The following is a 25621-nucleotide window of genomic DNA, read 5'->3' as shown; positions in this document are numbered from 1 at the left end:
CCAGATGGACGAGATCTTCCTCGCCATGGAAGCGGCCGAGGTCGCGGCCGAGCGCGAGGCGACCGCCCGCCGCAGCCCCCCGCCGGTGACCGCAGCCGCCGAGATCGTGCCCCAGCCGGCCGCGGCCGCCGAGGCGGAGCCGGCCCAGCCGGTCGAGCTCCCGGCCGAGGCGCCGGCCTCCCAGCCCGCCCCGGTCCCGCCCGTGCCCGTGGCGGCTGTGCCGGAGCCCGCCATGGCGGAACCGGCGGCCCCCGCCCCCGCCGAGGCGCCCGTCGTGGCCGCACCCGTGGCCGCAGAACCGGTGATCGGCACCCCGGTCGCGCCGATCGTGCTCGGCGCCGGGACCGAGGCGGAACTGCCCCGCAAGCGCGGCTGGTGGCGCCGCTGAGGCGGCCCGAAGCCCGGTGATGCCGGGCCGGGCGGGGGGCCGGCTATGCCCCTCCGCCCGGCCCGATCACGAATGGTATGCAGGGGCGTGCATAAAAACGCAGGGCCGGGTTGTCCATTGAATGCATGCGTTCCGGTCCCTTATGCGCTACACCGCCGCATGTGGTGGCAACTCCGTGACGGAATAGACTCGAAATGGGTGTCGTGATCGGGGAGGTGGCGCGCAGGCTCGGCTACCGCCCGGGGATGGCCTGCGCGGTGCTTGGTGCGCCGCAGGGCATGACGTTTGGACTGCCGAACGGGGCGACCGCCGCGGCCGACCTGATCCTGGCCTTCGCGACCGACAAGGCCGCGCTGCGGGCGATCGCGCCGCGGGCGCTGAACCTGTACGGCATCGGCGCGCGGCTGTGGTTCGCCTATCCGAAGAAGACCGGGCCCATCCGCTCCGACCTCGACCGGGACCATGGCTGGGACCCGGTGACGACGGAAGGGCTGCTGCCGGTCACCCAGGTTGCGCTCGACGACACCTGGAGCGCGCTGCGCTTCCGTTTCCGCGAGGAAATCCCGAAGATCATGCGGGCCGGCACCTGACCCGCGCCGGTCATCGCGCATGACCGGCCCCCTGCCATGACGTCGCCCCCGCGGCCGCCCGCCTGAGCGGCCCGGGGCGCTCCCGCGCCCGGCCATGCCCCGCCGGCCCCCCCGCCGCGGGCATGCCCGGCCGGACATCCTTCCCCATCCGTTGTTCCGGCGCTGCGAGGAACTTGAACCTCCGGCGTTCGCCGCGACATGCAGGCGGTCATGCTATGGTGCCATGACCAGGGGACGAGGGCGCGCGGATGGCGGATCGGGTGGTGGTGGTCGGTGGCGGCCTCGGCGGCCTCGCGGCGGCGGCGGTGGCGGCGGCGCGCGGCCATAAGGTGACGCTGTTCGACAAGAACCCCTGGCTCGGCGGCAAGGCGGCGGTGCTGCATCTCGACGCGCCCGACGGGTCCGGCCGCTTCCGCTTCGACATGGGGCCGACCATCCTGACCGTGCCGCGCGTGCTGCGCCGCATCTTCGCGGAGGCCGGGCGCGACCAGGCGCGGGACCTGCCGCTGATCCGCCTCGACCCGCAATGGCGCTGCTTCTTCGAGGACGGCACCCGCATCGACCTGATGGAGGATGTGGACCGGATGGCGGCGGAGATGGACCGCTTCGCCCCCGGCCGCGGCATGGGCGAAGGCTACCGCCGACTCCAGGCCGAAGCCGAGAACCTGCACGGCGTCTCCGAACGCTTCTTCTTCTGGCGGTCGGTCGAGGGGATGTCCGACACGCTGAATTTCAAGGCGAACCTGAACCCCGACACGCTGCGCGACGTGATGAGCCTGAAGATGGGCCGCACCGTCGCCAAGGTGATCCGCGGCCATGTGCCGGATGCGCGGCTGGCGCAGATGCTGGACCACTACTGCCAGTATGTCGGCTCCTCGCCCTACCTGGCGCCGGCGGTGCTGACCTCGATCGCCGACATGCAGGCGACCGAGGGCGTCTGGTACCCGGTCGGCGGCACGCGGGCCGTGGCGGAGGGGCTGGCGAAGCTCGCCGCCGATCTCGGCGCCGACCTGCGCCCCGGGGTGGAGGTGACGGGCTTCGACATCCAGGACGGCGCGGTGCGCGGCGTGGTGGCGGGGGGCGAGCGCATCGCCTGCGACGCCGTGATCTCCAACATGGACGCCATCCGCACCTATCGCGAGCTGGTGGGCGGCGAGCCCGCGCGGAAATACGACCGCAAGGGATTCGAGCCCGCCTGCTCGGGCGTGGTGCTCTATCTCGGCCTGAAGAAGCGCTACGACCACCTGGCGCATCACTGCTTCGTCTTCTCCCGCGATGCGGAGGAGGAGTTCGACGCGATCTACAAGAAGGGCGAGCCCGCGCCCGACCCGACCGCCTACCTCGCCGCGACGTCGTGCAGCGACGACACTTCCGCCCCCCCGGGTGGCGAGGCGCTGTATGTCCTGGTCCACACACCGCATCTGCGCCCGCACCATGACTGGTCGCGGATGTTCCCGGCCTATCGCCAGAAGATCCTGGACAAGCTGAAGCGCACCGCGGGGATGGAGGACATCGAGGAGCGGATCGTGGCCGAGGGCCGGCTGACGCCGGTGGACATCCATGACCGCTACAAGGTGCTGGACGGCGCGATCTACGGGCTGGCCAGCCACGGCACCTTCACCGGCGCCTTCAAGCCGGGCAACCGCAGCAAGGTGGTGAAGAACCTCTATCTCTGCGGCGGGGCCGCGCATCCGGGGCCGGGGATGCCGATGGTGATGATGTCCGGCTGGATCGCCGCCGACAGCATGGACCAGGACCGCGGCGGCCGCGGCATGGGCGAGGCGGCGCGCGAGGCCGGCCGGCGCGACGCCGAACGGACGCTCGCCGCCGAATGAGCGCGGCGCGCGCCTTCCCGGGGCGGCCCCAATGACCGGCCCCGCGCCGGCGAAGCCCGCCGCCGATCCGGTCGCCGCCTACAGCCCGCGCCACATGGCGTTCTTCCACTTCATGTTCGGCCGCTTCTTCGGCCGGCACATGCGGGCGCTGCGGGTGGCGCGCTGGGGGCTGCCGGCGGACCATGGCGCGCGCCCGCTGGTGGTCTTCGCCAACCATCCGGGCTGGTGGGACGGCGTCGCCTTCATGCTGCTGTCCCGCGCGCTGTTTCCCAGCCGCGCCATGTTCATCCCGATGGATGCGGCGGCGCTGTCGCGCTACCGCTTCATGACGCGGCTCGGCGTCTTCGGGGTGGAGACGGGGACGCCGCGCGGCGCGGTCGCCTTCCTGCGCACCGCGAGGCAGGTGCTGGCCGCGCCCGACCGGATGCTGTGGATGAACGCGCCCGGCCGCTTCTCGGACGCGCGCGAGCGGCCCGTGCCGATCGCGCCCGGCATGACCCGCCTGGCCGAGATGGCGCCGGATGCGCTGTTCGTCCCGCTCGCCCTCGACTACCCCTTCTGGACCGAGCGCAAGGCGGAGATGCTGGCCGCCTTCGGCGACCCGATCGAGGGCGCGGCGCTCGCCGCCATGGACCGCGACGCGCGGGGGGAGGCGCTGTCGCGCGCGCTCGCCGCCACGATGGACCGGCTGGCGGAGGACGCCATCGCGCGCGACCCTGCCCGCTTCGAGACGCTGCTGAGGGGGCGCGAAGGAATGGGCGGCATCTTCGACCTGTGGCGGACGCTGCGCGCCGCCATGCGCGGCGAACGCTTCGACCCCCGCCACGACCCGCGCGCGGAGGCGCCCGCCCCCCGCCGCGACACCCGGCAGGAGGCCGGCTGAGGATGGATCTCGATTTCACCTGGGCCTGGATCGCCCTGGCGCTGGCCACCTTCCCGGCCTCCATGGCGGTGGCCAACCTGGTGCTGGTGCGGCGCGCCGCCGGGGCGCCGCCGCCGGGGGCGCTGGTCTCCATCCTGGTGCCCGCCCGCAACGAGGAGGCGAACATCGCCGCCTGCCTCGACGCCGCCCTCGCCTCGGCCGGCGTCGCGGTGGAGGTGGTGGTGATGGATGACGGCTCCACCGACCGCACGGCGGAGATCGTGCGCGCCCATGCCGCGCGCGACCCGCGGGTGCGGCTGGAAGCCGCGCCGCCGCTGCCGCCGGGCTGGACCGGCAAGGTCCATGCCTGCGCCCGGCTGGCGGAAGCCGCGCGTGGGACGCACCTGCTGTTCATCGACGCCGATGTGCGCCTGGCCCCCGATGCGGCGGCGCGCATGGCCGGGCATGCGGCGGCGCAGCGCATCGGCATGGTCACCGGCGTGCCGCGCCAGGTGATCGGTTCGCTGGGCGAGGCGCTGACGGTGCCGATGATCAACTTCCTGATCTTCTGCTACCTGCCCGGGGGCGGCCGCGCCTTCACCCGCCGCCCGGACCTCGCGGCCGCCTGCGGGCAGTTGCTGCTGGCGGAACGCGGGGCCTATGACGCGGCCGGCGGCCATGCCGGCATCCGCGGCGTGATGCATGACGCGCTGCAACTCGCCCGCCGGATGCGCGCGGCCGGCCACGGGACGGAGGTGGTGGAGGGTGCCGACCTCGCGACCTGCCGGATGTATTCGACCTTCGCGGAGTGCTGGTCGGGCTTCCTGAAGAATGCCCGCGAAGGCATGGCCACCCCGGTCGGCCTGCCGATCTGGACCGCGATGCTGGCCGGCGCCTTCCTGTGGCCCATCGCGCTGCTGCCGGAAGCCTGGGCCTTCCTGGCGCTGGCGCTCGGCCTCGCGCTCCGCGCCGCGGTGACGCTGCGCGTGCGGGAGCCGTGGTGGACCGTGCCGCTGCACCCGGCCGCCGTCGCCGTCGCGCTGGCGATCCAGTGGACCGCTCTCGCGCGCTCCGCGCTCGGCCGGCCGGCCGGCTGGAAAGGCCGCGCCTACCAGCCCGACCAGGCGGCCTGAGCGATGGAGGGCGGCGCGGCGATCGCCGTCGGCCCGCCGACGCGCGACCATGACGGGGAGAATTTCCCCGTCGCCTCCTTCCTGCTGCCGAGGGACATCCGGCCGAAGGTGCTCGCCTTCTACCGCTTCGTCCGCACGGCCGACGACATCGCCGACGCGCCCGGCCTGCCGGCGGAGGCGAAGCTGCGGCGGCTGGCGGCGCTGGAGGCGCGGCTCGACGCGCCGGACGGGCCGCTCGCCCTGGTCGGGGATGCGGAGGCGCGGGCCATGCTCTCCGCCTTCCGGCAGGATGCGGTGCAGCGCCGCTACGCCGACTGGGCGGGGCTCGAGGACTACTGCGCGCGCTCGGCCGCGCCGGTCGGGCGGATGCTGCTGCGCCTGCATGGGGAGGACGCGGCGGCCGTGCCGGCGGCGGACGCGCTCTGCGCCGCGCTGCAGGTGCTGAACCACCTGCAGGATCTGGTGCCGGACCGCGACGCGCTGGACCGCATCTACCTGCCGCTGCCCTGGATGGAGACGGCGGGCGGGGAAGCCGCCTTCTTCGCCCCCGCCAACCCGGCGCGCCGCGCCGTGCTCGATGCCGGGCTCGACCGGGTGGAGGCGCTGCTGGAAACGGCGGCGCCGCTGCCGCGGCTGCTGCGGTCGCGGCTGCGGCGGCAGGCGGCGGTGACGCTCGGCCTCGGCTGGCGGCTGCTGGCGCGGCTGCGCGCGGCCGATCCGGTGGCGGGGCGGGTCGCGCTCTCGAAGGCCGATTTCGCGGCGGCCTTCGCGCGCTGCGCGCTGCCGCCGCCATCGGATGCGGCGGTGGTGCGGGCGCGGGTGGCGCGGGCGCGGTCCTCCTTCGCGCGCGGGATGGCGGTGCTGAAGGGGGACCGCCGGCGCGCCCTGTTCGCGGTCTACGGCTTCTGCCGCGCGGTGGACGACATCGCCGACGCCGCCCTGCCGGCGGCCGAGAAGCGACGCTTCCTCGGGCAGTGGCGGGCGAAGCTGGCGCGGCCGGACTGCGCGCTCTCGGCCGAGCTGGCCTGGGCGCGGGACGCCTTCGCGCTGCCGGCGGCGGAGCTGGAGGCGATGATCGCGGGGATGGAGACGGATGCCGCGGGCCCCGTGCGGCTGGCGGACGAGGCGGCGCTCGACCTCTACTGCCGGCGCGTGGCGGGCAGCGTCGGCGCGCTGGCCGTCCGCATCTTCGGCGCGCCGGGGGCGGAGGGCTTCGGCCTGCGGCTCGGCCGCACCTTCCAGCTGGTGAACATCCTGCGCGACGCGGAGGAGGATGCGCGGATCGACCGCGTCTATGTCCCGGCGAGCCTGCTGGCGCGGCACGGCGTCGCGCCCGGGGGCGCGCCTGGAATGACGCCCGGGGGCGCGCCTGGAATGACGCCCGGGGGCGCGCCCGCCATCGTCGCCCATCCCGGCTTCGCCGCCTGCTGCGCCGAGCTGGCGCACCGCGCGGCGGAAGGCTTCGCCGCGGCGGAGCGCGAACTGGCGGCGCTGGATGTGCGGGCGCTGAAGCCGGCGCGGGTGATGATGTGGGGCTATCGCCGCCTGCTGGACCGCATGATGGCGCGGGGCTTCGCGCATCCCCGCGCCCGCCCGCGCCTGACCGGCGGGGAGCGGCTGCGCATGGCGCTGATGGCGGTGGGGCGGTGACGGTGCATGTGATCGGCGCGGGCGTCGCCGGGCTGGCCGCGGCGCTCGCCCTGGTCCGCGCCGGCCGGCGCGTGACGCTGCACGAGGCGACGCACGCCGCGGGCGGCCGCGCGCGCGCCCTGCCGGACGGCACCGACAACGGCACCCATGCGCTGCTCGGCGCCAACCGCGCGGCGCTGCGCTTCCTCGACGCGATCGGCGCGCGGGAGGGCTGGATCGAGCCCGAGCCCGAGGGGCTGCCGGTGCTCGACCTCGCCGACCACTCGGCCCGGCGCGTCGCGCTGTCGCCGCTGGCCTGGGGGGATGCGGCGCGGCGACCGGCGGGGCTGACGCTCGGCGGGCTCGGCGCGCTGCTGCGGCTGGCGATCCCCGGCGCGGACCGCAGCGTGGCCAGCGCCTTCGCGCGCCATCCCGTGCTGCTGCGCGCGCTGGTGGAGCCGCTGACGGTGGCGGCGCTGAACACGCCGGCCGACGAAGCCTCGGCGCGGATGCTGGGCGCGGTGCTGCGCCGGCTCGGTGCACCCGGGGCGGCGCGGCTCTATGTCGCGGCGCGCGGGCTCGGGCCGGACCTGGTGGCGCCGGCGCTGGCGACGCTGGCCTGCCACGGCATGTCGTTCCGCCACGGCGCGCGGCTGCGCGGCATCGGCCGGGCGGAAGGCCGTGCCACGGCGCTGGATTTCGGGGAGCATGCGGTCGCGCTCGGCGCCGGGGATGCGGTGGTGCTGGCACTTCCCCCCTGGGAAGCGGTGCGCCTGCTGCCGGAGCTGCCGGCGCCGCGGGATCATGCGCCCATCCTGAACCTGCACTTCGCCCGGGGCGTGGACGGGCCGGTGCGCTTCATCGGGCTGCTGGGCGGGCTGGCGCAATGGGTCCTGGTCCGGCCGGAGGGCGTCTCCGTCACCGTCAGCGCCGCCGATGCCCCGGTGGCCCTGACGGATGCCGAGGCCGCGGCGCGCATCTGGCCCGAGGTGCGGGACGCGGCGATCCGCTTCGCCCTGCCGGGCGAATGGCCCGCCACGCCGCCGAGCGCCCGCGCGGTGCGGGAGAGGCGGGCGACGCCGCGCCACGCCACCGGCCCCCGCCCGCGCCCGCCGCGCCGCCCGCTGGCCAACCTCGCCCTCGCCGGCGACTGGACCTTCCCCGCCCTGCCCGCGACGATCGAGGCGGCCGTCCGCTCCGGCGAGGCCGCCGCCGCCGCGCTGCTGCACGCGCCCGCCGGGGCCCCGGCATGAACATGTCCAACGGGGCCCCGGCATGAGCCCGGCCGCCGCGCTGGCCGCGCTGCGCGCCGCGGAGGCGCGGGACGGCGCGCCCGACCTCCCGCAGCGCCGCGCGCTGCTCGATGCGCTGGCGGAGGCGCTGCTGGCGCGGGCGGAGGCGATCGCCGCGGCGCTCGATGCCGATTACGGCGGGCGGTCGCGCCACGACACGCTGCTGGCCGACGTGGTCTGCACCGTGGATGCGGCGCGCCATTCCCGCCGGCACCTGCGCCGCTGGGCGCGGCCGCGCCGCGTGGCCGTGCCCTTCCCCTTCCGGCCCGCCTCCGCGCGGGAGGTGCCGGTGCCGAAGGGCGTCGTCGGCATCATGGCGCCGTGGAACTACCCGGTGCAGCTCGCCCTCTGGCCCGTGGTGGATGCGGTCGCGGCGGGCAACCGCGTGGCGGTGAAGCCGTCCGAGCACACGCCCCGCACCGCGGCGCTGCTGGCGGAACTGCTGGACGCCGCGCTCGGCCCCGACATGGCGCGCACCGTGCAGGGCGGGCCGGAGGTGGCGCGCGACTTCGCCGCCCAGCCCTGGGACCACCTGGTCTTCACCGGCGGGACCGAGACCGGGCGGCGGGTGGCGGAAGCCGCGGCGCGCAACCTGGTGCCGGTCACGCTCGAGCTCGGCGGCAAGTGCCCGGCCATCGTGCTGCCGGGCGCCGACCTGGCGGCGGCCGCGCGCAGCATCCTCGCGGGCAAGGCGGTGAATGCCGGCCAGACCTGCGTCGCCCCCGACACGGTGCTGCTGGTGGGCCACGGTGCCGACGCCTTCCGGCGCGCCTGCCTCGCCACCGGCATCGCCCTGCCCGAAGGCGCCATCGCATCCGACGCGCAGGCGGCGCGGCTGGATGCGCTGACGGCGGGGCTGGCGCTGCACCCGCTCGGCGCGGACGGTCCCGGCCGGCGGCGCGCGCTGGCGCTGGCCGAGGCGCCGGAGGGCAGCGCCATCGCCACCGAGGAGATCTTCGGCCCGGTGCTGGCGGTGGCGCCGCAGCCGGACCTGGCCGCCGCCATTGCCTGGGTCGCCGCCCGTCCGTCGCCGCTGGCCATCTACCTGTTCGGCGCCACGGCGGCCGAGGAAGCGGCGGTGATGGCCGGCACGCGGTCGGGCGCGGTGGTCAGCGGGCGGGCGGTTGAATACGTCGCCTTCCCCGCGCTGGGCTTCGGCGGGGTCGGCGCGTCCGGGCAGGGGCGCTACCACGGGTTGCGGGGATTCGAGGAATTCTCAAATCTCCGTGCGGTGGTGCGTCACGGGGGATGGAGTCTCTCGCGTCTCTTTGATCTTCCACGAAAGAGATTCGCGACCCGGTTGATCAACCGTCTGGCGAAACTTCGTTAACGCTGGCACTCTCCCGCCATGAACGCGGGTGGCGAGCATATGAGCGGTTTGTGCACGTCGAGGCTGTGCCTGCGGCTTCCCTGCCCGGAGGACGCGACCGAACTGGCCCGCCTGATGGCGCCCGGGATCAGCGCCCGCCTTGCCTCCTGGCCGGCCTGCATGGAGGGTGAGACGGCGCTGCTGCGGATCGAGCAGGCGCGGACGGCCCATGCCGCCGGGGCCTGCCTGCCGATGCTGCTGACGCGCCACTCGGACGGCCGGGTGCTCGGCTGGATCTCCGTCTCCCGCTCGGAGGCGGACCCGCTGCGCGGCGTGCTCACCTACTGGATCGGCGAGGAGTTCCAGGGCCAGGGCCTGATGCGGGAAGCCGCGCCACTGGTCCGGGACGCGGCGTTCCGCCGGCTCGGCATCACCGAACTCCGCGCCGCGGTGCAGAGCGACAACGCGGCCTCGCGCGCGGTGCTGCGCGGGCTCGGCATGCGGCTCCTCGGCCCGGGCCGGATCTGGTGCGCCGCCCGCGGGCGCGAGGAGCCCTGCGAATGGTGGGCCGTCCGGCGCGACGCGCTGGCGGACCATGCGATGTCCACCCTCGCCTTCGTCGCCGCCCCGCCGGAGATGGCCGCGGCGATGCGGTGATGCGACCGGTCGAATGCTTCGACCGTTCGCATGGCTTTTTCTGTGCCCTCAAGCGCCGGGCGCTGGTATCCGCCGGCTGGGCTGCGCGCCACCCGGCGCGGCGGCCGTCCGGCCGCTCGGCGGGCTTCGCCCGCCGCCATCGGATCACCACCAACGCCGGCCGGTGTGAGCCCGCGGGCGGCGACCGGATCGCCCCTTGCACGCGGCGGCATGATGCGGACCATGGCAGCGCCGCGGGCCCGGCTTCGACGGCAGCCCGCCACCTGCCGGAGACCATGGCCCTTGACCACCACGGACCTGCCCGGGCTGGCGCTGCTGCGCCGGCTGAAGCGCGCCGCCGCCAGCGACGACGCCAGCCCCCTCGCCGCGCTGGCGGGCGGGTTCACGCCGCGGATCATCCGCAAGGACAGCTGCGGCGTCGGCTTCAACTACCTGGTGGGCGATGCCGTCGCGGCGTCCTGGTACGACGCGCCGCCCGCCCCCGCCCTGACCATGGCGGAGGCCGAGGCGCGGCCGTTGACGCTGGACCGCGCCGCCGCGATCGACTGGGAGGAGATGCGGGTCCTGCGCGACCACGTCGTCCGCCCCGGCGACCGCATCCTGGAATGCGGCTGCCACCAGGGGCTGACCACCCTGCTGCTGGCCGCCTGGACCGGGCCGGGCGGCTTCGTGAGCGCCTTCGACGCGGTGGTGTTCAACGCGCTGGTCGCCAAGGCGAACCTGGCGCTGAACGGCATCGGGCACGCCACCGTCACCTGCGCCGCCATCGGCGGGGAACGCGGGATGGTGAACCTGTTCCACGATTCCAACGTGGTCGCGCAGAAGGGCGGCGACTGGCAGCGCGAACGCGCGGTGATGGTCATGCTGGAGGACATCGCCGACGGGCCCTTCGACGTGCTGAAGCTCGACATCGAGGGGGCGGAACTCGGCGTGATGGAGACATCCGCCGAGGTGGTCCGCCGCATCCCCCGCATCGCCATCGAGGTCCACACGGACCTGCTGCCCGCCGACGGCATCGCCCGGCTGCTGGCCACGCTGGAAGGGCGGGCGCTGCATGTGCTCTGGGCCGACAACCGGCTCGAACCCTATGCCGGCCAGCCGATCGCCGAGCGCGTCCACCTGTTCGCCTGGTAGCGCCGGGAAGGGGAAGTAGGGGCGGCGGGACTCGAACCCGCATGGCCGCTGGCCGAGCGATTTTAAGTCGCTTCCGTCTACCGTTCCGGCACGCCCCCGCCGGGCGCCTGTAGCACGCCGGCGCCATCCTCGCCCAACCGCGCGAACATCAGCTCATGCTTGTTGTGCGCGCCGTGGAACAGCACCGCGCCGGGGATGGCGGCGAATTCGGCGGCGATGGCGTGATCGGTCGCGCCCTGGAACTTGATGGTGCAGACCAAGTGACGCGCCGTGCCGGCCGCGATCCAGCGCCGCACGAGCGCGAGCAGCCGCGCCGGGTAGCAGATGACGTCGCTGAACAGCCAGTCCACCGCCGGCTCCCGCAGGGGATCGAGGCCGAAGGCGCTCTCGGCCCGCATCGTCACGCCCGGCATCGCCGCGACCGAGGGCGCGAGCGGCGCCTTGTCCACCGCCGTGACGCGGGCGCCGAGCCGGGCGATCGCCCAGGTCCAGCCCCCCGGCGCGGCGCCGAGATCGAGGCAGGTCTCCCCCGGCATGGGATGCCGCCCGATCCGCGTCAGCGCCTCCCACAATTTGAGATAGGCGCGCGAGGGCGGGCCCTCCCGGTCCTCGACGAAGGCGACCTCGCCATTCACGAAGGGGCTCGTCTTGGTGGGTGAGGCGAGCAGCCGGTCCGGCGCCAGCAGCGTCCAGGCGCCGAGATGCGCGGCGGGGGCGGGTTCCGGAAAGGCCAGCGGCCGCGCCTTCACCGGCGGCAGGCGTTCGGCCACCAGCGCGCTGCGGCGGTGGTGCAGGGCGGCATAGCCCGCCCAGTTGCGCTGGATGGCGCGCAACGCATCGGCCGCCGCCTTGACCGAAGGGGCCGCGACCTCCCGCGGGGCGGTCCAGGTGTCGAGCGCCCAGGCCGCCGGGCCCGGCGGGTCGGGCGACAGCGCCAGCCGCCCGTGCCAGGCCGCGACGCGCCGGCCGCCGCGGCGCAGTTCCTCGGCCAGTTCCGCCTCGAAGCCCTCGGCCGCCAGGTAGCAGGCGGCGATCACCGCTGCGGCGCCAGCAGCGCCGCGACGGCCAGCACGCCCCAGCCCGCCATCATCGTCAGCCCGCCGAGCGGCGTGAGGAGGCCGATCGAATGCTCGGTCAGGGCGCGGAGATAGACGCCCAGGCAGAAGGCCGCCGAGCCGAGCGCGAAGCACCCTGCGGCGACATGCGGCAGCGGGCCGCGGCGGCGTTCCGCCAGCAGCCCCGCGCCGAGCAGCGCCAGCGCGTGCCAGGCCTGCAAGGAGGCACCGGTCATCGCCAGGTTGCCGCGCGCAGGGTCGATCCCATGCGAGGCATAGGCCGCCATCGCCACGGCGACCAGGCCGGAGAATGCGCCGAGCGCCATCCAGAAACGCGACATGCCGGGGGCGTTAGCGCAGGCCGCCGCCCGGCGCTACCGCCCATATGCGCGCGGCCCCTGCCGCCCGTCCCCGGTCACCCCCCGGCGCGGCGCAGCGCGCCGGCCGCCTCATGCGCGGCCTGGGTCGGCACCGGCAGCCGCCGCCCGCTGCCCGTCGCCAGCACCCAGCGCAGCGCGGTGGCGGGGGAGACGCGGTGGCCGGGGGAGACGAACAGCGGGTTGGCGCCGCGCCGGGTCCGCAGCGCCAGGCCGATCTCCCGCCCCTTCCAGACCAGCGGCGCGCGCGCGCCCGGCACCTCCGGCAGGTCACCCTCCACCTGTCCCACCAGAATCGACTTGGCGACGCCGATGGTCGGCACGTCCAGCACGAGGCCGAGCAGGCAGGCGATGCCGAGGCCCTGCGGATGCGCGATGCCGTGGCCGTCCACCAGCACCAGGTCCGGCCGGCGTTCCAGCCGCGACCAGGCCTCGACCAGCGCCGGCACCTCTCGGAAGCCGAGCAGGCCGGGGATGTAGGGCAGGCCGCCTTGCGTCACCGCCCCGCCCTGCCCGAGCGGCGCCAGCCCCGGCCAGGCCAGCGCCACGATCGCCGCATGGACCGCCCGCGTCGGGTCGAAGCGGGTGGAGGAGGCGTCGGCGCCACCGATCACGCGGACCTCCCCGATGCGGTCCGCCGTCTCGACGCGGGCGGCAAGTTCGGGGATCAGCCGCCGCGCCTCGGCGGCGGTGGCGGGGAAGGCGAAGCCGGGGGGCCGTTGCATCGGCCGAGTGTCGCAGGCCACGGGCGGCGCGCCCGTTCAGAACTCCGCGCGCCAGGACAGCAGCGTCAACGCGGCGTCGGCGGTGCCGGCCCCGCCGCCCTCGCGCGCATAGCGCGTGCGGGAGAGGCCGATGTCGAGCGCGAGGCCGTGCCCAAGCTCGCGCCCGACGGAGGCTTCCAGGTAGGTCTCGCGCGGCACCGCGTCGACGCTGCGGCGGCGGCTGTCCGCCTGCCAGGCCAGCGTGGCGCGCCAGGGGCCCCAGCCGGTGCGGGCGCCGAGGGTGGCCAGGGTGCGGCGCTCGGCCAGGGTGGTGGCCTCCACCGTCCCGTCCGGCGCCCCGGTGGCGGGGTCGGTCGTGGCGACCTCGATGCGCGGGCGTCCGCCGGCGTTGCGGAAGCGCACCGCCTCGGCGAACAGGGTCGTGGTCAGGTCCTCGGTCCAGCGGATCTCCTGCCGCAGGCCGATGGCGAAGCCCCATTCGCGCGCCGTGCCATCCACCCCCGCGCCGCGCGACAGCACGGCCAGGTGGTAGGAGAAGCCGGGCAGCGCGCCGATCCCCTCCCCGTCCAGCGCCAGCGCCCAGTTGTCCAGCCGCCCGGTGTTGCCCGGCCCGCCCTGCCCGCGGCTGTTGCGCGCGAAGCGCTCCGCCTCGTCGCGGCCGAAGCGCCGGCGGGTGACGAAGCTGCTGGAGAGCGAGGTGGTGTCGAGGGTGAAGACGGCGGCGGAGAGCCGGTGCGTGCCGAGCCCGTCCTCCTCCTCGATGACGGCGAGGGTGGCGCCGAAGCCGAGGCCCTCCGCGATCTCATAGGCCTCGGCGAAGTCGCGCAGGCGGATGCCGGGGAAATCCTCGTGGCCGGTGCCGAAGGGCGCGGTGAACTTGCCCGCCCGCAGCGTCAGGCGGGAGGTCGGCTGCCATTCGGCGAACAGGCTCTCGGCGAAGGCGCCCTGGTCCTGGAAGGCGCGGTCGATGGCGCCGTCGCCGGTGGTGGAGGGACCGCCGGCCAGCGGCTCGAACTTCAGCACGCCGTGCAGCGACAGGCCCTCGGCCACCCGCAGCCCGGCGGACAGCTCGGCCTTCACGTAGAGGTCGCGGTAGCGCAGGCCGCGGTCGGGCGCGCGCCAGGTGGAGACGCCGAACAGGTTCACCGACGCCTCGCCCGACAGCGCCGGCTGCGCGCCGGCATCGAGCCGCACCTCCGGCTCCGCCGCGGCAGCGGCGAGGGGCAACAGCAGCAGGGCGGCGGCCAGCGCCGGGCGGATCATGGCGCGTCCCCCCGCATCGCCGGCACCAGCAGCGCGACGTTGTGGCGGAACATCGCCTCGTAGTCCGGCGCGGGGCCGTCGGGGCCCGACAGCGCATCGGCGAAAAGCTGCCCGCGCACCCGCACGCCCGCTTCCTGCGCCAGGCGCCGCAGCGTCGCGGGATTGCCCATGTTCTCCATGAAGACCGCCGTGATCCCCTCTGCCCGCACCTGGCGGATCAGGCTGGCCACCTGCGCCGCGCTCGGCTCCGCCTCCGTCGAGACGCCCTGGGGGGCGAGGAAGGCGATGCCGTAGGCAGCGCCGAAATAGCCGAAGGCGTCGTGGCTGGTCACGACCTTTCGTCGCGCTTCCGGCACGGTCGCGACCTCGGCGCGCACCCAGCCGTCGAGCGAGGCGAGGCGCGCGGCGTAGCGCTCGGCGGCGGCGGCATGGGCGGTGGCCCCCGCCGGGTCGGCCGCGGCAAGCGCGGCGGCAATGGTGCGGACATAGCCGATGCCGAGGCGGAGGTCCTGCCAGGCATGGGGGTCGGGCACCTGTCGGGGCGCCTGGCCGCGGCGTTCGGCACCGCCATGGGCATGGCCATGGGCAGCCATCGGGCGCGGCGCGATGCCCTCGGTGGCGGTGACGACCTGGCCGCGATGACCGGCGGCGCGCAGCATGCGGTCCATCCAGGCGTCGAAGCCGAGCCCGTTGCGCACCACCAGCGCCGCGCCGCGCAACGCCTCGGCGTCCGAAGGGCGGGGCTGGAAGCCGTGCGCATCGGCATCCGGCCCGGCGATGACGCGCAGTTCCACCCGGTCCCCCGCGATCTGGCGCACCATGTCGCCAAGGATCGAGAAGCTCGCGACGACACGCGGCCGCGCCGGCTGGGCGCGCAGCGCCGTCGGGAGGCTGAGGGCCGGCAGGACGAGGAGGTGGCGCCGGCGCATCGGGCGGCTCCCTGGTATGTTATACTATAACTTTAGAGCGGCCGACCGAGGCCCGCAAGGGACCATTCGCGGTTCGGATGCCGTCCCGCCCCTCCCCGCATGGGAAGGTGGGGCATGGGACGGCAGGACGGGACGCCGCGGCGCGGTGGCCTCAGCGGCGCGACAGCCAGCGTTTCATGCGGGCCCAGAGCCCCTCGCCGCGGGCCTCGATGCGCTGATGCGTCACATGCGGGCGGCGGGCCGGGGGCGGCAGGGCGCTGGCAACGGTGTGGCGGCCGGAATCCTGCGCCTCGATCAGCCGGCGTTCGAGCGTGACGACCTGCGCCACCGCCTCCGGCGGTTCGGCGCGGGCCAGGCCCTCGGCGGTTGCCGCGGCATCGCCCCAGGCCTCGGCCCGGCGCAGCGCATCCACCACGCGCACCGTCTGCTCGGCATCCAGCGGCGGGCCGCCGCGCCACAGCGCCACCGCATCCAGCCGCCAGGCGCGGGAGAGGTCGGGGCGGTCGAGGTCGTCGGCCACCCAGGCGGCGTGCAGCGTCGCCTCGGCCGAGGCGTGCAGCGCGCCCGTCTCCTCCAGCACCAGGGCCCAGGCCAGGAAGCGCCGGGCGAGCGGGGGGATGGCGTTGTCGGCCAGCAGCGCGCGGAAGGGTGCGGCGCGCACCGCCTCGGCCGCCGCCGGATGGGCGCGGGTGATGTCGGGGGCGGCGTAGCCGCAGCCCGGGCATTGCTGCAGCCAGCGCGGCATGGTGGAGCGCACCGGCTCGCCCGGGCGCAGGTCGAGGTCCGGCGCCTGTTCGGGCGGGCTCGGGCGGAAGGGCGGGTGCCGGCTCTCGGTGCCGCAGACGCCGCAGCGCAGGCTGCCGGACGCCACGGAGCGGGAGCCGGCCGAGGGTGTCTCGGCCATCCCGGACAACCTAGGCACGAACGGCGCCGGGGCGAAGGGGGGTTGTGGAAACATTGCGCCGGCGCGGCCCGATCACGCGGTTGGGCCGATGCTGCCCATTGCCTGACCAATCCAACCGCCGGTAAATCCCCGCCATGCCGCGCGGCGACCTGTTCCCCGACATCGCTCCCTTTGAGACCGGCCTGCTGCCGCTTTCAGGCGGCCACGTCATGTACTGGGAGCAGGTGGGCAACCCGCGCGGCCAGCCCGTGCTGTTCCTCCATGGCGGGCCGGGGGCGGGGGCGGGGGCGATCCATCGCCGCTTCTTCGACCCCGGCCACTGGCGCGTCATCATCTTCGACCAGCGCGGCGCCGGCCGGTCCCGCCCGCTGGGCGAGTTGCGGGACAACACGACGCCGCACCTCGTCGCCGACATCGAGACGCTGCGCCGCTTCTTCGGGATCGAGCGCTGGCTGCTGTTCGGCGGCAGTTGGGGATCGACCCTCGCCCTCGCCTATGCCCAGGCGCACCCCGACCGCGTGGCCGGCTGCGTGCTGCGCGGCGTCTTCCTCGGCCGGCAGAGCGAGGTGGAGTGGTTCCTCTACGGGCTGAAGCGCGTCTTCCCCGATGCCTGGTCCGCCTTCGCCGAACATGTGCCCCCGGCCGAGCGGGCCGACCTGCTCGGCGCCTATCTGCGCCGGCTCTGCGACCCCGACCCGGTGGTGCACGGCCCGGCCGCGCGGGCCTGGAGCCTCTATGAGGGCTCCTGCTCCACCCTGCTGCCGAGCCCGGAGACGGTGGCGTCCTTCGCGCAGGACCGCAGCGCCCTCGGCCTCGCGCGGATCGAGGCGCATTACTTCGCGCATGACCTGTTCCTGCCGCCGCAGGGGCTGCTCGGCGGGATGGAGCGCATCGCGCACATCCCGGCGGAGATCGTGCAGGGCCGCTACGACATGGTCTGCCCGCCCGACACCGCCTTCGAACTGGCCGCCGCCTGGCCGCGCGCACGGCTGACCGTGGTGCCCGATGCCGGGCATTCCGCGCTGGAGCCGGGGGTGCGGACGGCGCTGGTCGCGGCGGTGGAACGCTTCCGCCGGGCGCGGTAGGCGCCGGGCCGCCTGGCGCTACTGCTGCGCCAGGTAATGCGCCAGGGCGGCGATGTCCGCATCGGCGACGCCGTACATCACCGCATTCATCTGCGTGTCGCTGCCGACGCGGCGGTTGTCGCGGTACTCCGCCAGCGTTGCCGCCAGGAACTCCTCCCGCTGGGCGGCGAGGCGGGGGATCTGTTCCCGCCCGCGATAGTCCGGCAGGTGGCAGGCGCCGCAGCGCATCCGTTCGGACAGGGCACGCCCGCGGTCGAACAGCGCCGGTTCGCGCGGGGCGCGGTCATCGGGCGGGCCGGGGGGCTGGGCGGCGAAGAAGGCCGCGAGGTCCTCGATGTCGGCATCGGGGATGCCGCGCGCGAAGTCGCCCATCGGCGGCGCGATGCGCAGCCCCTCGCGGAACAGGATCATCTGCATCGTCACGAAGGGTGCCGGCTGGCCGGCGAGCGAGGGGATGCCCGCCATCTGCGACCGTCCGTCGGCGCCGTGGCAGTTGCCGCAGGCATGGGCGGCCAGCGCCGCCCCGCGCCGTGCATCCTGCGCCCCGGCGCCGGGCGCGGACAGCGCGGCGGCCAGCGCGGCCGCCGCCAGGGCCAGCCGCATCACCGCCCGTAGGTCACGCGGTAGATCGCGCCCAGTTGCTCATCCGCGACGAGGAGGGAGCCGTCGCGCATCACATGCACATCCACCGGCCGGCCAAGGAAGCGCTGGTTCGCATCGTCGCGCCAGCCGGTCATGAAGGGCTCGATCCCCGTCACGTTGCCCTGCGCGTCGAGCTTCGCCACCACCACGTCGAAGCCCGACAGCCTCTCGCGGTTCCAGGATCCGCGGCGGGCGATGAAGATGGCGTTGCGGTAGGCCTCGGGGAACATCGCGCCCGTGTAGAAGCGCATCCCGAGCGCCGCGGTGTGCGGGCCGAGCAGGGCGGCAGGCTGGTCGAATTCCGCGCAGTCGCGCCGGGCATGCGCGCCGGGATCGGCGAAGCTGCCGACGCAATAGGGGAAGCCGTGGTCCTCGCCGCTGCGGCGGATGCGGTGCAGGCTGTCCTCGGGCAGGTCGTTGTCCAGCCAGTCGCGCGCGTTGTTGGTGGCCCAGAGCTCCCGCGTCACCGGGTGGTGGCCCATGCCGACGCTGTTGCGGATGCCGCGCGCCTCGATCCGGCGGTCGCTGCCGTCGGGGTTGAAGGAGACGAGCAGCGCGAAGCGGTCGCGGTCGAATTCGCAGATGTTGCAGGGCACGCCGACATTCGTATAGAGCCGCCCGTCCGGCCCGAGGGTCAGGAACTTCCAGCCGTGATGCTGGTCCGGCGGCAGGTTGAACGCCGCGGTCAGGTCGGCCGGCGCGGGCGGGTTGTCGAGCCGCGCCTCGATCCCGTCGAAGCGCAGCACGCGGTTGATCGCCATGACGTAGAGGCTGTCGCCCACCATCGCGACGCCGTTCGGCTGCGCGAGCCCCTGCGCGACGATGCGGGTGCGCGTGGTGCCGTCCGGGTTCGGGCTCACCGCATAGACGCGGCCGATGGTGCGGGTGCCGACGAAGATCGTCCCGCCCGGCCCTTCCGTCATCATCCGCGCGCCGGGGATGCCATGGGCGAAGACTTCGGCGCGGAAGCCGTCCGGCAGTCGCAGCGCGGCGACCGGCAGCTGGTCGGGCGGCGTCACCGTCATGCGCGGGGCATGGGGGGCGAGGGCGGGGTTCATCGCCGTGCCGGGCGGCGCGCCGGTGGGCGGGGCGGCCGGCGCCTGCGCGAGGGCCGGAAGGGCGAAGGCGGCCGCCACCAGGCCGGCCGCAAGCATGCTGCGGACCATCCTCTGTCTCTCCCTGCATCGGCCCGCTCGGCGTGGCGGGCGCGCGGCCGCAGGATGCCCCGCCTTGCCGTCCGGCCGCAACCGATTGCGTGCTGCCGCCCGCGGCCCGGCTTGACCCCGCCGCGGCCCGGCGGGACAGGGGCGCATGTCCGACGATCCCCGCCGCACCGCACCGGCCGCCGCCCGCAACCGCGACCCGATCCTGGCCGTGCTGCGCCGCCTGCTGCCGCCCGCCGGCCTGGTGCTGGAGGTGGCGAGCGGCACGGGCGAGCATTGCGCGCATTTCGCCGCCGCGCTGCCGGCGCTCGCCTGGCAGCCCACCGACCCCGGGGCGGAGGACCGCGCCAGCATCGATGCCTGGTGCGCGGGGCTGCCGAATGTCCGCCCCGCCCTGCCGCTGGACGCGACCGCGGCGGACTGGCCGCTGGCGCGGGCCGATGCCGTGCTGTGCATCAACATGATCCACATCGCGCCCCCGGCCGCGACGGCGGGCCTGCTGCACGGCGCGGCACGGGTGCTGGGCGCGGGGGCGCCGCTGGTGCTCTACGGGCCCTTCCTGCGGGCCGGCGTGCCGACCGCGCCGGGCAACGAGGCCTTCGATGCCTCGCTCCGCGCCCGCGACCCGCAATGGGGGCTGCGGCGGCTGGAGGAGGTGGCCGAGGCCGCGGCGCGCGCCGGCTTCGGCCCGCCGGAGGTCACGGAGATGCCTGCCAACAACCTGATCGTGGCCTTCCGGCGGCGGTGACGGTGCCCGACCTGCTGCCGGCCGCGCCCGCCGCGCTGCTGCTGGCCTTCGCCGCGCTGGCATCCGGGGTGGCGCGCGGCTTCTCGGGCTTCGGCGCGGCGCTGATCTTCGTGCCGCTGGCCGCCGCCGCGGTCGGGCCGCGGGTCGCGGCGCCGCTGCTGCTGGTGATGGATTTCGCCGCCATCGTCGCGCTGCTTCCCGGCGGCTGGCGGATGGCGGACCGGAAGGAGGTGGGGTGGCTGACGCTCGGCGTCGCGGCGGGGCTGCCGGCGGGGGTGGCACTGCTGGCGGGGGGCGATCCGGTGGCGCTGCGCTGGCTGGTCTCGGCCGTCATCCTGGCGCTGCTGGCGATGGTGGCGTCGGGGTGGCGCTTCTCCGCGGCGCCGCGATTGCGGGTGACGCTCGGCGTCGGCGCGGTGGCGGGGGTGCTGGCGGGGGTCGCGCTGGTGCCGGGGCCGCCGGTGATGGCCTGGCTGCTGGGGCGGCACCTGCCGCCGGCGCAGCTGCGCGCGATCTTCAGCCTGTTCCTCGCGGCCGCGGGGGTGGTGACGGCGCTGGCCTATGCGGTGGCGGGGCTGTTCACCGCGGCGCTGCTGGGGCCGCTGCTGGTGGCCTGGCCGGTCTATGGCGCCGGGGTCTGGATAGGCGCGCGGCTGTTCGGCGTGGTGTCGGAGGCGGTGTTCCGCCGCGCCTGCTATGCGATGATCGCCGCGGCGGCGCTGGTGTCGCTGCCGGTCTGGGACGGGTGGCTGCGGTAAGGTCCGGCCAGCCCCGCCGGGACGGGGCTGGCCGGGATGGCGCGCCGTATCAGACCTGGCGCTCGGCCAGCATCTTCTTGATCTCGCCGATCGCCTGCGCGGGGTTCAGCCCCTTCGGGCAGGTCCGGGCGCAGTTCATGATGGTGTGGCAGCGATAGAGCTTGAACGGATCCTCGAGCGCGTCGAGACGCTCGCCCGTCGACTCGTCGCGGCTGTCGGCGATCCAGCGATAGGCCTGCAGCAGCACGGCGGGGCCGAGGTAGCGGTCGCCGTTCCACCAGTAGGACGGGCAGGCGGTGGAGCAGCAGAAGCACAGGATGCACTCCCACAGGCCATCCAGCTTCGCGCGTTCCTCCTTCGACTGCAGCCGCTCCCCGTCCGGCGGCGGGGGCGTGTCGGCCTTCAGCCAGGGCTCCACGCTGCGCAGCTGCGCGTAGATCTGGCTGAGGTCGGGGACGAGGTCCTTCACCACCGGCATGTGCGGCAGCGGGTGGATCTTCACCTCGCCCTTCACGTCCTCGATCGGCTTGAGGCAGGCGAGGGTGTTCAGCCCGTCGATGTTCATCGAGCAGGAGCCGCAGATGCCTTCCCGGCAGGACCGCCGGAAGGTCAGCGTGCTGTCGATCTCGTTCTTGATCTTGATCAGCGCGTCCAGGACCATCGGCCCGCACTGCTCGAGGTCGATGTCGTAGGTGTCCGTGCGCGGGTTCTCGCCCGAGTCCGGGTCCCAGCGATAGATCCGGAAGGACCGCACCTTCTTCGCGCCGGACGGCGCGGGGAAGTGCTTGCCCTTCGTGATCGTGGAGTTCTTGGGAAGGGTGAAGGTTGCCATTGCCGCCTCAGTACACCCGCGCCTTGGGCGGGAAGACCTGAACTTCGTTGGTCAGGGTGCGCATCTTCACGTCGCGGTAGTCGAGCTTGACCGCGCGCTTGTCGTCCACCCAGGCCAGGGTGTGCTTCATCCAGTTCTGGTCGTCGCGCTCGGGGAAGTCCTCATGCGCGTGCGCGCCGCGGCTTTCCTTGCGCGCCTCGGCGCCGACCACGGTGGTCAGCGCGTTGCCGATCAGGTTGTCGAGTTCCAGCGCCTCGACCAGGTCGCTGTTCCAGATCAGCGACCGGTCGGCGATCTTGATGTCGTCGTAGCCGGCGGCCACGCGGTTCATCTTCTCGACGCCTTCCTTCAGCAGCTGGCTGGTGCGGAACACCGCCGCATGCTCCTGCATGGTGCGCTGCATCTGCAGCCGCACATCGGCCACCGAGGAGCCGCCCTTGGCGTGGCGCACGCGGTCGAAGCGGTCGAGGCTGGCCTCCCCCGCGCCGGCGGGGAGTGGCGGCTGGGACGCGCCGGGCTTCAGCGTCTCGGACGCGCGGTGCGCCGCGGCGCGGCCGAACACCACGAGGTCGAGCAGCGAATTGGTGCCAAGCCGGTTGGCGCCGTGGACGCTGACGCAGGCGGCCTCGCCCACCGCCATCAGGCCGGGGACCACGCGGTCCTGGTCCTGGGCGGTCGGGTTCAGCACCTCGGTGTGGATGTTGGTCGGGATGCCGCCCATGTTGTAGTGGACGGTCGGCAGCATCGGGATCGGCTCCTTCGTCACGTCCACGCCGGCGAAGATCTTCGCCGTCTCGGAGATGCCGGGCAGCCGCTCATGCAGCAGGTCCGCGCCCAGATGCTCCAGGTGCAGGTGGATGTGGTCCTTCAACGGGCCGACGCCGCGGCCTTCGCGGATCTCCATCGACATCGCGCGGGAGACGACGTCGCGCGAGGCGAGGTCCTTCGCCGTCGGCGCGTAGCGCTCCATGAAGCGTTCGCCTTCCGAATTCGTCAGGTAGCCGCCCTCGCCGCGGGCGCCTTCGGTGACGAGACAGCCCGAGCCGTAGATGCCGGTCGGGTGGAACTGCACGAACTCGTTGTCCTGCAGCGGCAGGCCCGCGCGCAGCACCATGCCGCCGCCGTCGCCCGTGCAGGTATGGGCCGAGGTGCAGGAGAAATAGGCGCGGCCGTAGCCGCCGGTCGCCAGCACCACGGTCTGGGCGCGGAAGCGATGGATCGACCCGTCCTCGAGGCACCAGGCGGTGACGCCGCGGCAGGCGCCGTCCTCGTCCATGATGAGGTCGAGGGCGAAGTATTCGACGAAGAACTCGCAGTTGTGCTTCAGCGACTGCTGGTAGAGCGTGTGCAGGATGGCGTGGCCGGTGCGGTCGGCGGCGGCGCAGGCGCGCATCGCGGGCGTCTTGCCGTAGTTCTGCATGTGGCCGCCGAAGGGCCGCTGGTAGATCTTGCCGTCCTCGGTCCGGCTGAAGGGCACGCCGTAGTGCTCGAGCTCGATGATGGCCGGGATGGCTTCGCGGCACATGTACTCGATGGCGTCCTGGTCGCCCAGCCAGTCCGACCCCTTCACGGTGTCGTACATGTGCCAGCGCCAGTCATCCTCGCCCATGTTGCCGAGCGCGGCGCCGACGCCGCCCTGGGCGGCGACCGTGTGGGACCGGGTCGGGAAGACCTTGGTGATGCAGGCGGTCTTCAGCCCCGCCGCGCCCATGCCGAAGGTCGCACGCAGGCCGGCGCCGCCGGCGCCCACCACCACCACGTCGTAGGTGTGGTCCACGACGCGGTAGGCCCCGCGCGAAGGCTTGGAGATCGCGTTCATCCGCTTGTCGTCCATTGGTCTGGCGTCGCCCGGGATGGAGCGCCGCCGGTCAGATGAGAATTTGGTCCGCCCGGCTCAGGCGACAACCCGCAAAACCGCAATCCTGAGCACCGCCAGCGCCGCGGCAATGCCCAGCAGCCAGCAGACGCCCTTGGTCAGCAGGATCAGCGCGATCTTCAGCGTGTCGCTGTTCGTGTAGTCCTCGATCACCACCTGCAGGCCAGACGCCGTGTGGTGGAAAGTCAGGGCGATCAGCGCCAGCAGCAGCGTCGCGTTGAAGGGATGCCCGATCCAGGCCAGCGCCTCGGCATGGGTGAGCCCGGCGGAGGTGGCGAGCGAGGCGACGAACCAGATCGTCAGCGGCAGCAGCGCGATGGAGGTGACGCGCTGCATCCACCAGTGATGGACGCCGGACTTGGCGGACCCCGCGCCGCGCACGCGGCCAAGGGGGGTGCGGAGCTGGGCCTGGCGCGGCGGCTGGCCGGAGGTGGAATGGGACATGGATCGGATCACCAGGAGAGCAGCAGCGCAAGCCAGGTCAGCACGGTCAGCACCGCGGTGCCGATCAGCACCGCGCGGCCGGTCCGGTAGGTGGTCGGGATGTCGTAGCCCCAGCCATAGTCCCAGGCCAGGTGCCGGATGCCCGCCAGCGTGTGGTACCAGGCCGCCGCCGTGACGCCCATCAGCAGCAGGATGCCCAGGAAGGATCCCAGGAACCACTGCACCTGCCCGAAGGCCGCGGCCCCGGACGCGGCGGCCACCAGCCACCACACCATCACCACCACGCCCGCCGTCCAGACCACGCCGCTGATGCGGTGCGAAATCGAAAGCGCGCTCGTCATCTGCATCATGTCGTAGACCTGCAGATGCGGGGAAAGCGGGCGCTTCACCGGCGTGCCGTCGGAACGGCGACCGATCATCGTCGCCTCCCGGTTATCCTGCATCGTGGACATGCGGCGTCCGCTCCTCAGTCGCGCGGCGGCGCAGGGGGCGGCGCGCGCCGTCTTTCTCAGGCCGTCTTCTATGGTGCGCCGCACCGCAGCGTCAACGCAGGGGGGCGAAGGGAATCGTCCCGAAGAAGAGACATGCATCGCAGCACAAGGAATAATATCCTAATGCCATGCGAGGCTCCGAATCGCCCAGGCTGCCGCGTTTCGCCCGTCGCCGGCCCGCCCCGGCGCCCTGGACGGCGCAGCGCGTGCTCGACCTCGTCCACAAGCTGCTGACCGCCGGCGCCGCGGCGGCAGCCCTGGCGAAGGCGCTGTTCTGACGGCGGCCGGACGGGGAGAAGGGGGGGCGCCCTCGGGCAGCCGCCTTGCACCCGGCGCATCCGGCCGGCGCCGGCGTTCGGCAGCCCGGAAGCGGCCCGGAAGCGGCCCGGAAGGCCGGGTCGGTCAGTCCAGCAGCTTCTGCGCCACCATCTCCTCGGCGATCTGCACCGCGTTCAGCGCCGCGCCCTTGCGCAGGTTGTCGGCCACGCACCAGAAGGCAAGTCCGTTCGGCACCGTCGGGTCGCGCCGCAGACGGCCGACGAAGACCGCGTCCTCCCCCGCGATTTCCGCCGGGCTGGGGTAGCCGCCCTCCTCCCGACGGTCGAGCACGGTGATCCCCGGCGCCTCCCGCAGGGCGGCCCAGGCCGCCTTCTCGGCCAGGGGGCGTTCGAACTCCACCGTGACCGCCGCCGCATGGCCGATGAAGACCGGCACGCGCAGGCAGGTCGCCACCAGCGCCAGGTCGGGGTCGAGGATCTTGCGCATCTCGAGCGGCAGCGTCGCCTCGGCCGCCGTCGTCCCGTCATCCTGGAAGACATCGACCTGCGGGATGAGGTTGAAGGCGATCTGCTTCGGGAACTGCTCGGCGGGCGGCGCCTCGTTCACGTAGATGCCGCGGGTCTGGGCCCAGAGCTCGTCCATCCCCTCCTTCCCCGCGCCGGAGACGGCCTGGCAGACGGTGGCGACGACGCGCCGCGCGCGGCCCGCGGCGTGCAGCGGCTTCAGCGCCACCGCGAGCAGGATGGAAGCGGCATCAGGGTTCGCCACCACCCGCCGCCGCCGCATGCCCTTCAGCGCCGCCGCATTCACCTCCGGCACGATCAGCGGCACGTCCGGCTCCATCCGGAAGCGCGGGCTGTCGTCGATCACCGCGCAGCCGGCGGCGGCCGCGCGCGGCGCATGGGCCGCCGCCGCGGCCGCCCCGGCCGAGAAGAAGGCGAGGTCGGTGTCGCCGAAGTCGAAGCCTTCCAGGCCCTTGACGCGGAGGACGCGGTCCTCGCCGAAGGACACCTCCTGCCCGCCGGCGCGGCCGGTGGACAGCGCGACCACGTCCTCGGCCGGGAAGTTCCGCTCCGCCAGGGTCTTCAGGATCTCGCGCCCGACGGTCCCCGTGGCGCCGACCACGGCGAGTTTGTAGCCCATGCTGCCTGTCCGATCCGGGATGCTGGACCGGGCAGGTAGGGCGGATGGCGGGCGAGGGCAACCGGCGGCGGGGCCCCG

The 25621-nt window shown here is 74.4% G+C and carries 26 protein-coding genes, 1 tRNA gene and 1 pseudogene; 14 read left to right on the top strand and 14 right to left on the bottom strand.

Going from position 1 to position 25621, the window contains the following annotated elements:
- The 10 genes and pseudogenes from ACK8OX_RS19230 to ACK8OX_RS19185 form a co-directional block, all read left to right on the top strand.
- Nucleotides 1-388: pseudogene (locus ACK8OX_RS19230) on the top strand (hypothetical protein); the annotation flags it as partial.
- A gap of 194 nt (nt 389-582) precedes the next feature.
- Nucleotides 583-978 (top strand): hypothetical protein, encoded by a 396-nt coding sequence (locus ACK8OX_RS19225; RefSeq protein ID WP_430665851.1) that lies wholly within the window; start codon nt 583-585, stop codon nt 976-978.
- Between the two features lie 248 nt (nt 979-1226).
- Nucleotides 1227-2813, top strand: a complete 1587-nt coding sequence (locus ACK8OX_RS19220) for a phytoene desaturase family protein (protein ID WP_430665850.1) — start codon at nt 1227-1229, stop codon at nt 2811-2813.
- 31 nt (nt 2814-2844) lie between these two features.
- Nucleotides 2845-3696 carry a lysophospholipid acyltransferase family protein gene (locus tag ACK8OX_RS19215; RefSeq protein ID WP_430665849.1) on the top strand — a complete coding sequence of 284 codons (852 nt, stop codon included), beginning with the start codon at nt 2845-2847 and terminating at the stop codon, nt 3694-3696.
- 2 nt (nt 3697-3698) lie between these two features.
- On the top strand, nt 3699-4808 hold the full coding sequence (locus ACK8OX_RS19210) for a glycosyltransferase (RefSeq protein ID WP_430665848.1): 1110 nt from the start codon (nt 3699-3701) through the stop codon (nt 4806-4808).
- Nucleotides 4809-4811: 3 nt separating this feature from the next.
- Complete coding sequence (locus ACK8OX_RS19205; RefSeq protein WP_430665847.1) at nt 4812-6458, top strand: squalene/phytoene synthase family protein; 1647 nt, start codon at nt 4812-4814, stop codon at nt 6456-6458.
- Nucleotides 6455-7690 (top strand): hydroxysqualene dehydroxylase, encoded by a 1236-nt coding sequence (locus tag ACK8OX_RS19200; RefSeq protein ID WP_430665846.1) that lies wholly within the window; start codon nt 6455-6457, stop codon nt 7688-7690. The genes ACK8OX_RS19205 and ACK8OX_RS19200 overlap by 4 nt, the downstream gene beginning before the upstream one ends.
- A gap of 22 nt (nt 7691-7712) precedes the next feature.
- Complete coding sequence (locus ACK8OX_RS19195) at nt 7713-9059, top strand: aldehyde dehydrogenase family protein (protein WP_430665845.1); 1347 nt, start codon at nt 7713-7715, stop codon at nt 9057-9059.
- A 39-nt stretch (nt 9060-9098) separates the two neighbouring features.
- Complete coding sequence (locus tag ACK8OX_RS19190; protein WP_430665844.1) at nt 9099-9695, top strand: GNAT family N-acetyltransferase; 597 nt, start codon at nt 9099-9101, stop codon at nt 9693-9695.
- A gap of 282 nt (nt 9696-9977) precedes the next feature.
- Nucleotides 9978-10829, top strand: coding sequence for an FkbM family methyltransferase (locus ACK8OX_RS19185; RefSeq protein ID WP_430665843.1), 852 nt, complete (start codon nt 9978-9980; stop codon nt 10827-10829).
- Nucleotides 10830-10845: 16 nt separating this feature from the next.
- Here ACK8OX_RS19185 and ACK8OX_RS19180 read toward each other — a convergent pair.
- From ACK8OX_RS19180 to ACK8OX_RS19150, 7 genes are all read right to left on the bottom strand, one after another.
- Nucleotides 10846-10927: transfer RNA gene (locus ACK8OX_RS19180), tRNA-Leu, on the bottom strand.
- Nucleotides 10907-11866 (bottom strand): SAM-dependent methyltransferase, encoded by a 960-nt coding sequence (locus tag ACK8OX_RS19175; protein WP_430665842.1) that lies wholly within the window; start codon nt 11864-11866, stop codon nt 10907-10909. The genes ACK8OX_RS19180 and ACK8OX_RS19175 overlap by 21 nt, the downstream gene beginning before the upstream one ends.
- Nucleotides 11863-12225, bottom strand: coding sequence for a DUF423 domain-containing protein (locus tag ACK8OX_RS19170; protein ID WP_430665841.1), 363 nt, complete (start codon nt 12223-12225; stop codon nt 11863-11865). The genes ACK8OX_RS19175 and ACK8OX_RS19170 overlap by 4 nt, the downstream gene beginning before the upstream one ends.
- A gap of 74 nt (nt 12226-12299) precedes the next feature.
- Nucleotides 12300-12986 (bottom strand): endonuclease V, encoded by a 687-nt coding sequence (locus ACK8OX_RS19165; RefSeq protein ID WP_430665840.1) that lies wholly within the window; start codon nt 12984-12986, stop codon nt 12300-12302.
- A 36-nt stretch (nt 12987-13022) separates the two neighbouring features.
- Nucleotides 13023-14249: a hypothetical protein gene (locus ACK8OX_RS19160; protein ID WP_430665839.1), complete on the bottom strand. Its 1227-nt coding sequence runs from the start codon at nt 14247-14249 to the stop codon at nt 13023-13025.
- On the bottom strand, nt 14246-15178 hold the full coding sequence (locus ACK8OX_RS19155) for a metal ABC transporter solute-binding protein, Zn/Mn family (RefSeq protein ID WP_430665838.1): 933 nt from the start codon (nt 15176-15178) through the stop codon (nt 14246-14248). The genes ACK8OX_RS19160 and ACK8OX_RS19155 overlap by 4 nt, the downstream gene beginning before the upstream one ends.
- A 151-nt stretch (nt 15179-15329) precedes the next feature.
- A complete protein-coding gene (locus tag ACK8OX_RS19150; RefSeq protein ID WP_430665837.1) occupies nt 15330-16082 on the bottom strand; it encodes a hypothetical protein in 753 nt (250 codons plus the stop codon).
- A 134-nt stretch (nt 16083-16216) separates the two neighbouring features.
- Between ACK8OX_RS19150 and pip the strand changes: the two genes are divergently transcribed.
- Nucleotides 16217-17167, top strand: a complete 951-nt coding sequence (pip, locus tag ACK8OX_RS19145) for a prolyl aminopeptidase (RefSeq protein WP_430665836.1) — start codon at nt 16217-16219, stop codon at nt 17165-17167.
- A gap of 18 nt (nt 17168-17185) precedes the next feature.
- Here pip and ACK8OX_RS19140 read toward each other — a convergent pair whose 3' ends face one another.
- Together ACK8OX_RS19140 and ACK8OX_RS19135 are read right to left on the bottom strand one after the other, a co-directional pair.
- On the bottom strand, nt 17186-17770 hold the full coding sequence (locus ACK8OX_RS19140) for a c-type cytochrome (protein ID WP_430665854.1): 585 nt from the start codon (nt 17768-17770) through the stop codon (nt 17186-17188).
- On the bottom strand, nt 17770-18975 hold the full coding sequence (locus ACK8OX_RS19135; RefSeq protein WP_430665835.1) for a PQQ-dependent sugar dehydrogenase: 1206 nt from the start codon (nt 18973-18975) through the stop codon (nt 17770-17772). The genes ACK8OX_RS19140 and ACK8OX_RS19135 overlap by 1 nt, the downstream gene beginning before the upstream one ends.
- Nucleotides 18976-19120: 145 nt before the next feature.
- On the opposite strand from ACK8OX_RS19135, the gene ACK8OX_RS19130 reads away from it, so the two are divergent.
- Together ACK8OX_RS19130 and ACK8OX_RS19125 are read left to right on the top strand one after the other, a co-directional pair.
- Nucleotides 19121-19720 carry a DUF938 domain-containing protein gene (locus ACK8OX_RS19130; RefSeq protein WP_430665834.1) on the top strand — a complete coding sequence of 200 codons (600 nt, stop codon included), beginning with the start codon at nt 19121-19123 and terminating at the stop codon, nt 19718-19720.
- Nucleotides 19717-20478: a sulfite exporter TauE/SafE family protein gene (locus ACK8OX_RS19125; protein ID WP_430665833.1), complete on the top strand. Its 762-nt coding sequence runs from the start codon at nt 19717-19719 to the stop codon at nt 20476-20478. Before ACK8OX_RS19130 ends, ACK8OX_RS19125 begins: the two co-directional genes overlap by 4 nt.
- A 49-nt stretch (nt 20479-20527) precedes the next feature.
- Here ACK8OX_RS19125 and ACK8OX_RS19120 read toward each other — a convergent pair whose 3' ends face one another.
- The 4 genes from ACK8OX_RS19120 to sdhC all read right to left on the bottom strand — a co-directional run bounded on the left by ACK8OX_RS19120 (nt 20528) and on the right by sdhC (nt 24082).
- Complete coding sequence (locus tag ACK8OX_RS19120; RefSeq protein ID WP_430665832.1) at nt 20528-21310, bottom strand: succinate dehydrogenase iron-sulfur subunit; 783 nt, start codon at nt 21308-21310, stop codon at nt 20528-20530.
- Between the two features lie 7 nt (nt 21311-21317).
- Nucleotides 21318-23129: a succinate dehydrogenase flavoprotein subunit gene (gene sdhA / locus ACK8OX_RS19115; RefSeq protein ID WP_430665853.1), complete on the bottom strand. Its 1812-nt coding sequence runs from the start codon at nt 23127-23129 to the stop codon at nt 21318-21320.
- 75 nt (nt 23130-23204) lie between these two features.
- Complete coding sequence (sdhD, locus tag ACK8OX_RS19110) at nt 23205-23630, bottom strand: succinate dehydrogenase, hydrophobic membrane anchor protein (protein ID WP_430665831.1); 426 nt, start codon at nt 23628-23630, stop codon at nt 23205-23207.
- Between the two features lie 8 nt (nt 23631-23638).
- Nucleotides 23639-24082 carry a succinate dehydrogenase, cytochrome b556 subunit gene (gene sdhC, locus ACK8OX_RS19105; RefSeq protein ID WP_430665830.1) on the bottom strand — a complete coding sequence of 148 codons (444 nt, stop codon included), beginning with the start codon at nt 24080-24082 and terminating at the stop codon, nt 23639-23641.
- Between the two features lie 167 nt (nt 24083-24249).
- Between sdhC and ACK8OX_RS19100 the strand changes: the two genes are divergently transcribed.
- Complete coding sequence (locus ACK8OX_RS19100; RefSeq protein ID WP_430665829.1) at nt 24250-24399, top strand: hypothetical protein; 150 nt, start codon at nt 24250-24252, stop codon at nt 24397-24399.
- A 124-nt stretch (nt 24400-24523) separates the two neighbouring features.
- Here ACK8OX_RS19100 and ACK8OX_RS19095 read toward each other — a convergent pair whose 3' ends face one another.
- Complete coding sequence (locus ACK8OX_RS19095) at nt 24524-25543, bottom strand: aspartate-semialdehyde dehydrogenase (RefSeq protein ID WP_430665828.1); 1020 nt, start codon at nt 25541-25543, stop codon at nt 24524-24526.
- Nucleotides 25544-25621 lie beyond the last annotated feature (78 nt).

The sequence above is a fragment of the Falsiroseomonas sp. CW058 genome, from assembly GCF_050563535.1.
Lineage (GTDB): Bacteria > Pseudomonadota > Alphaproteobacteria > Acetobacterales > Acetobacteraceae > Falsiroseomonas.
Note: the sequence above shows the minus strand (reverse complement) of the source record. Positions and strands in the feature narration are given on the sequence as shown.

Coding starts and splice junctions, on each gene's coding strand:
- ACK8OX_RS19195 (WP_430665845.1), top strand. CDS start 7,713: ATGAGCCCGGCCGCCGCGCTGGCCGCGCTGCGCGCCGCGGAGGCGCGG.
- ACK8OX_RS19210 (WP_430665848.1), top strand. CDS start 3,699: ATGGATCTCGATTTCACCTGGGCCTGGATCGCCCTGGCGCTGGCCACC.
- ACK8OX_RS19225 (WP_430665851.1), top strand. CDS start 583: ATGGGTGTCGTGATCGGGGAGGTGGCGCGCAGGCTCGGCTACCGCCCG.
- ACK8OX_RS19190 (WP_430665844.1), top strand. CDS start 9,099: ATGAGCGGTTTGTGCACGTCGAGGCTGTGCCTGCGGCTTCCCTGCCCG.
- ACK8OX_RS19135 (WP_430665835.1), bottom strand. CDS start 18,975: ATGGTCCGCAGCATGCTTGCGGCCGGCCTGGTGGCGGCCGCCTTCGCC.
- pip (WP_430665836.1), top strand. CDS start 16,217: ATGCCGCGCGGCGACCTGTTCCCCGACATCGCTCCCTTTGAGACCGGC.
- ACK8OX_RS19140 (WP_430665854.1), bottom strand. CDS start 17,770: ATGCGGCTGGCCCTGGCGGCGGCCGCGCTGGCCGCCGCGCTGTCCGCG.
- ACK8OX_RS19130 (WP_430665834.1), top strand. CDS start 19,121: ATGTCCGACGATCCCCGCCGCACCGCACCGGCCGCCGCCCGCAACCGC.
- sdhC (WP_430665830.1), bottom strand. CDS start 24,082: ATGTCCACGATGCAGGATAACCGGGAGGCGACGATGATCGGTCGCCGT.
- ACK8OX_RS19220 (WP_430665850.1), top strand. CDS start 1,227: ATGGCGGATCGGGTGGTGGTGGTCGGTGGCGGCCTCGGCGGCCTCGCG.
- ACK8OX_RS19150 (WP_430665837.1), bottom strand. CDS start 16,082: ATGGCCGAGACACCCTCGGCCGGCTCCCGCTCCGTGGCGTCCGGCAGC.
- ACK8OX_RS19100 (WP_430665829.1), top strand. CDS start 24,250: ATGCGAGGCTCCGAATCGCCCAGGCTGCCGCGTTTCGCCCGTCGCCGG.
- ACK8OX_RS19215 (WP_430665849.1), top strand. CDS start 2,845: ATGACCGGCCCCGCGCCGGCGAAGCCCGCCGCCGATCCGGTCGCCGCC.
- ACK8OX_RS19165 (WP_430665840.1), bottom strand. CDS start 12,986: ATGCAACGGCCCCCCGGCTTCGCCTTCCCCGCCACCGCCGCCGAGGCG.
- ACK8OX_RS19205 (WP_430665847.1), top strand. CDS start 4,812: ATGGAGGGCGGCGCGGCGATCGCCGTCGGCCCGCCGACGCGCGACCAT.
- ACK8OX_RS19160 (WP_430665839.1), bottom strand. CDS start 14,249: ATGATCCGCCCGGCGCTGGCCGCCGCCCTGCTGCTGTTGCCCCTCGCC.
- ACK8OX_RS19170 (WP_430665841.1), bottom strand. CDS start 12,225: ATGTCGCGTTTCTGGATGGCGCTCGGCGCATTCTCCGGCCTGGTCGCC.
- sdhA (WP_430665853.1), bottom strand. CDS start 23,129: ATGAACGCGATCTCCAAGCCTTCGCGCGGGGCCTACCGCGTCGTGGAC.
- ACK8OX_RS19120 (WP_430665832.1), bottom strand. CDS start 21,310: ATGGCAACCTTCACCCTTCCCAAGAACTCCACGATCACGAAGGGCAAG.
- sdhD (WP_430665831.1), bottom strand. CDS start 23,630: ATGTCCCATTCCACCTCCGGCCAGCCGCCGCGCCAGGCCCAGCTCCGC.
- ACK8OX_RS19095 (WP_430665828.1), bottom strand. CDS start 25,543: ATGGGCTACAAACTCGCCGTGGTCGGCGCCACGGGGACCGTCGGGCGC.
- ACK8OX_RS19155 (WP_430665838.1), bottom strand. CDS start 15,178: ATGCGCCGGCGCCACCTCCTCGTCCTGCCGGCCCTCAGCCTCCCGACG.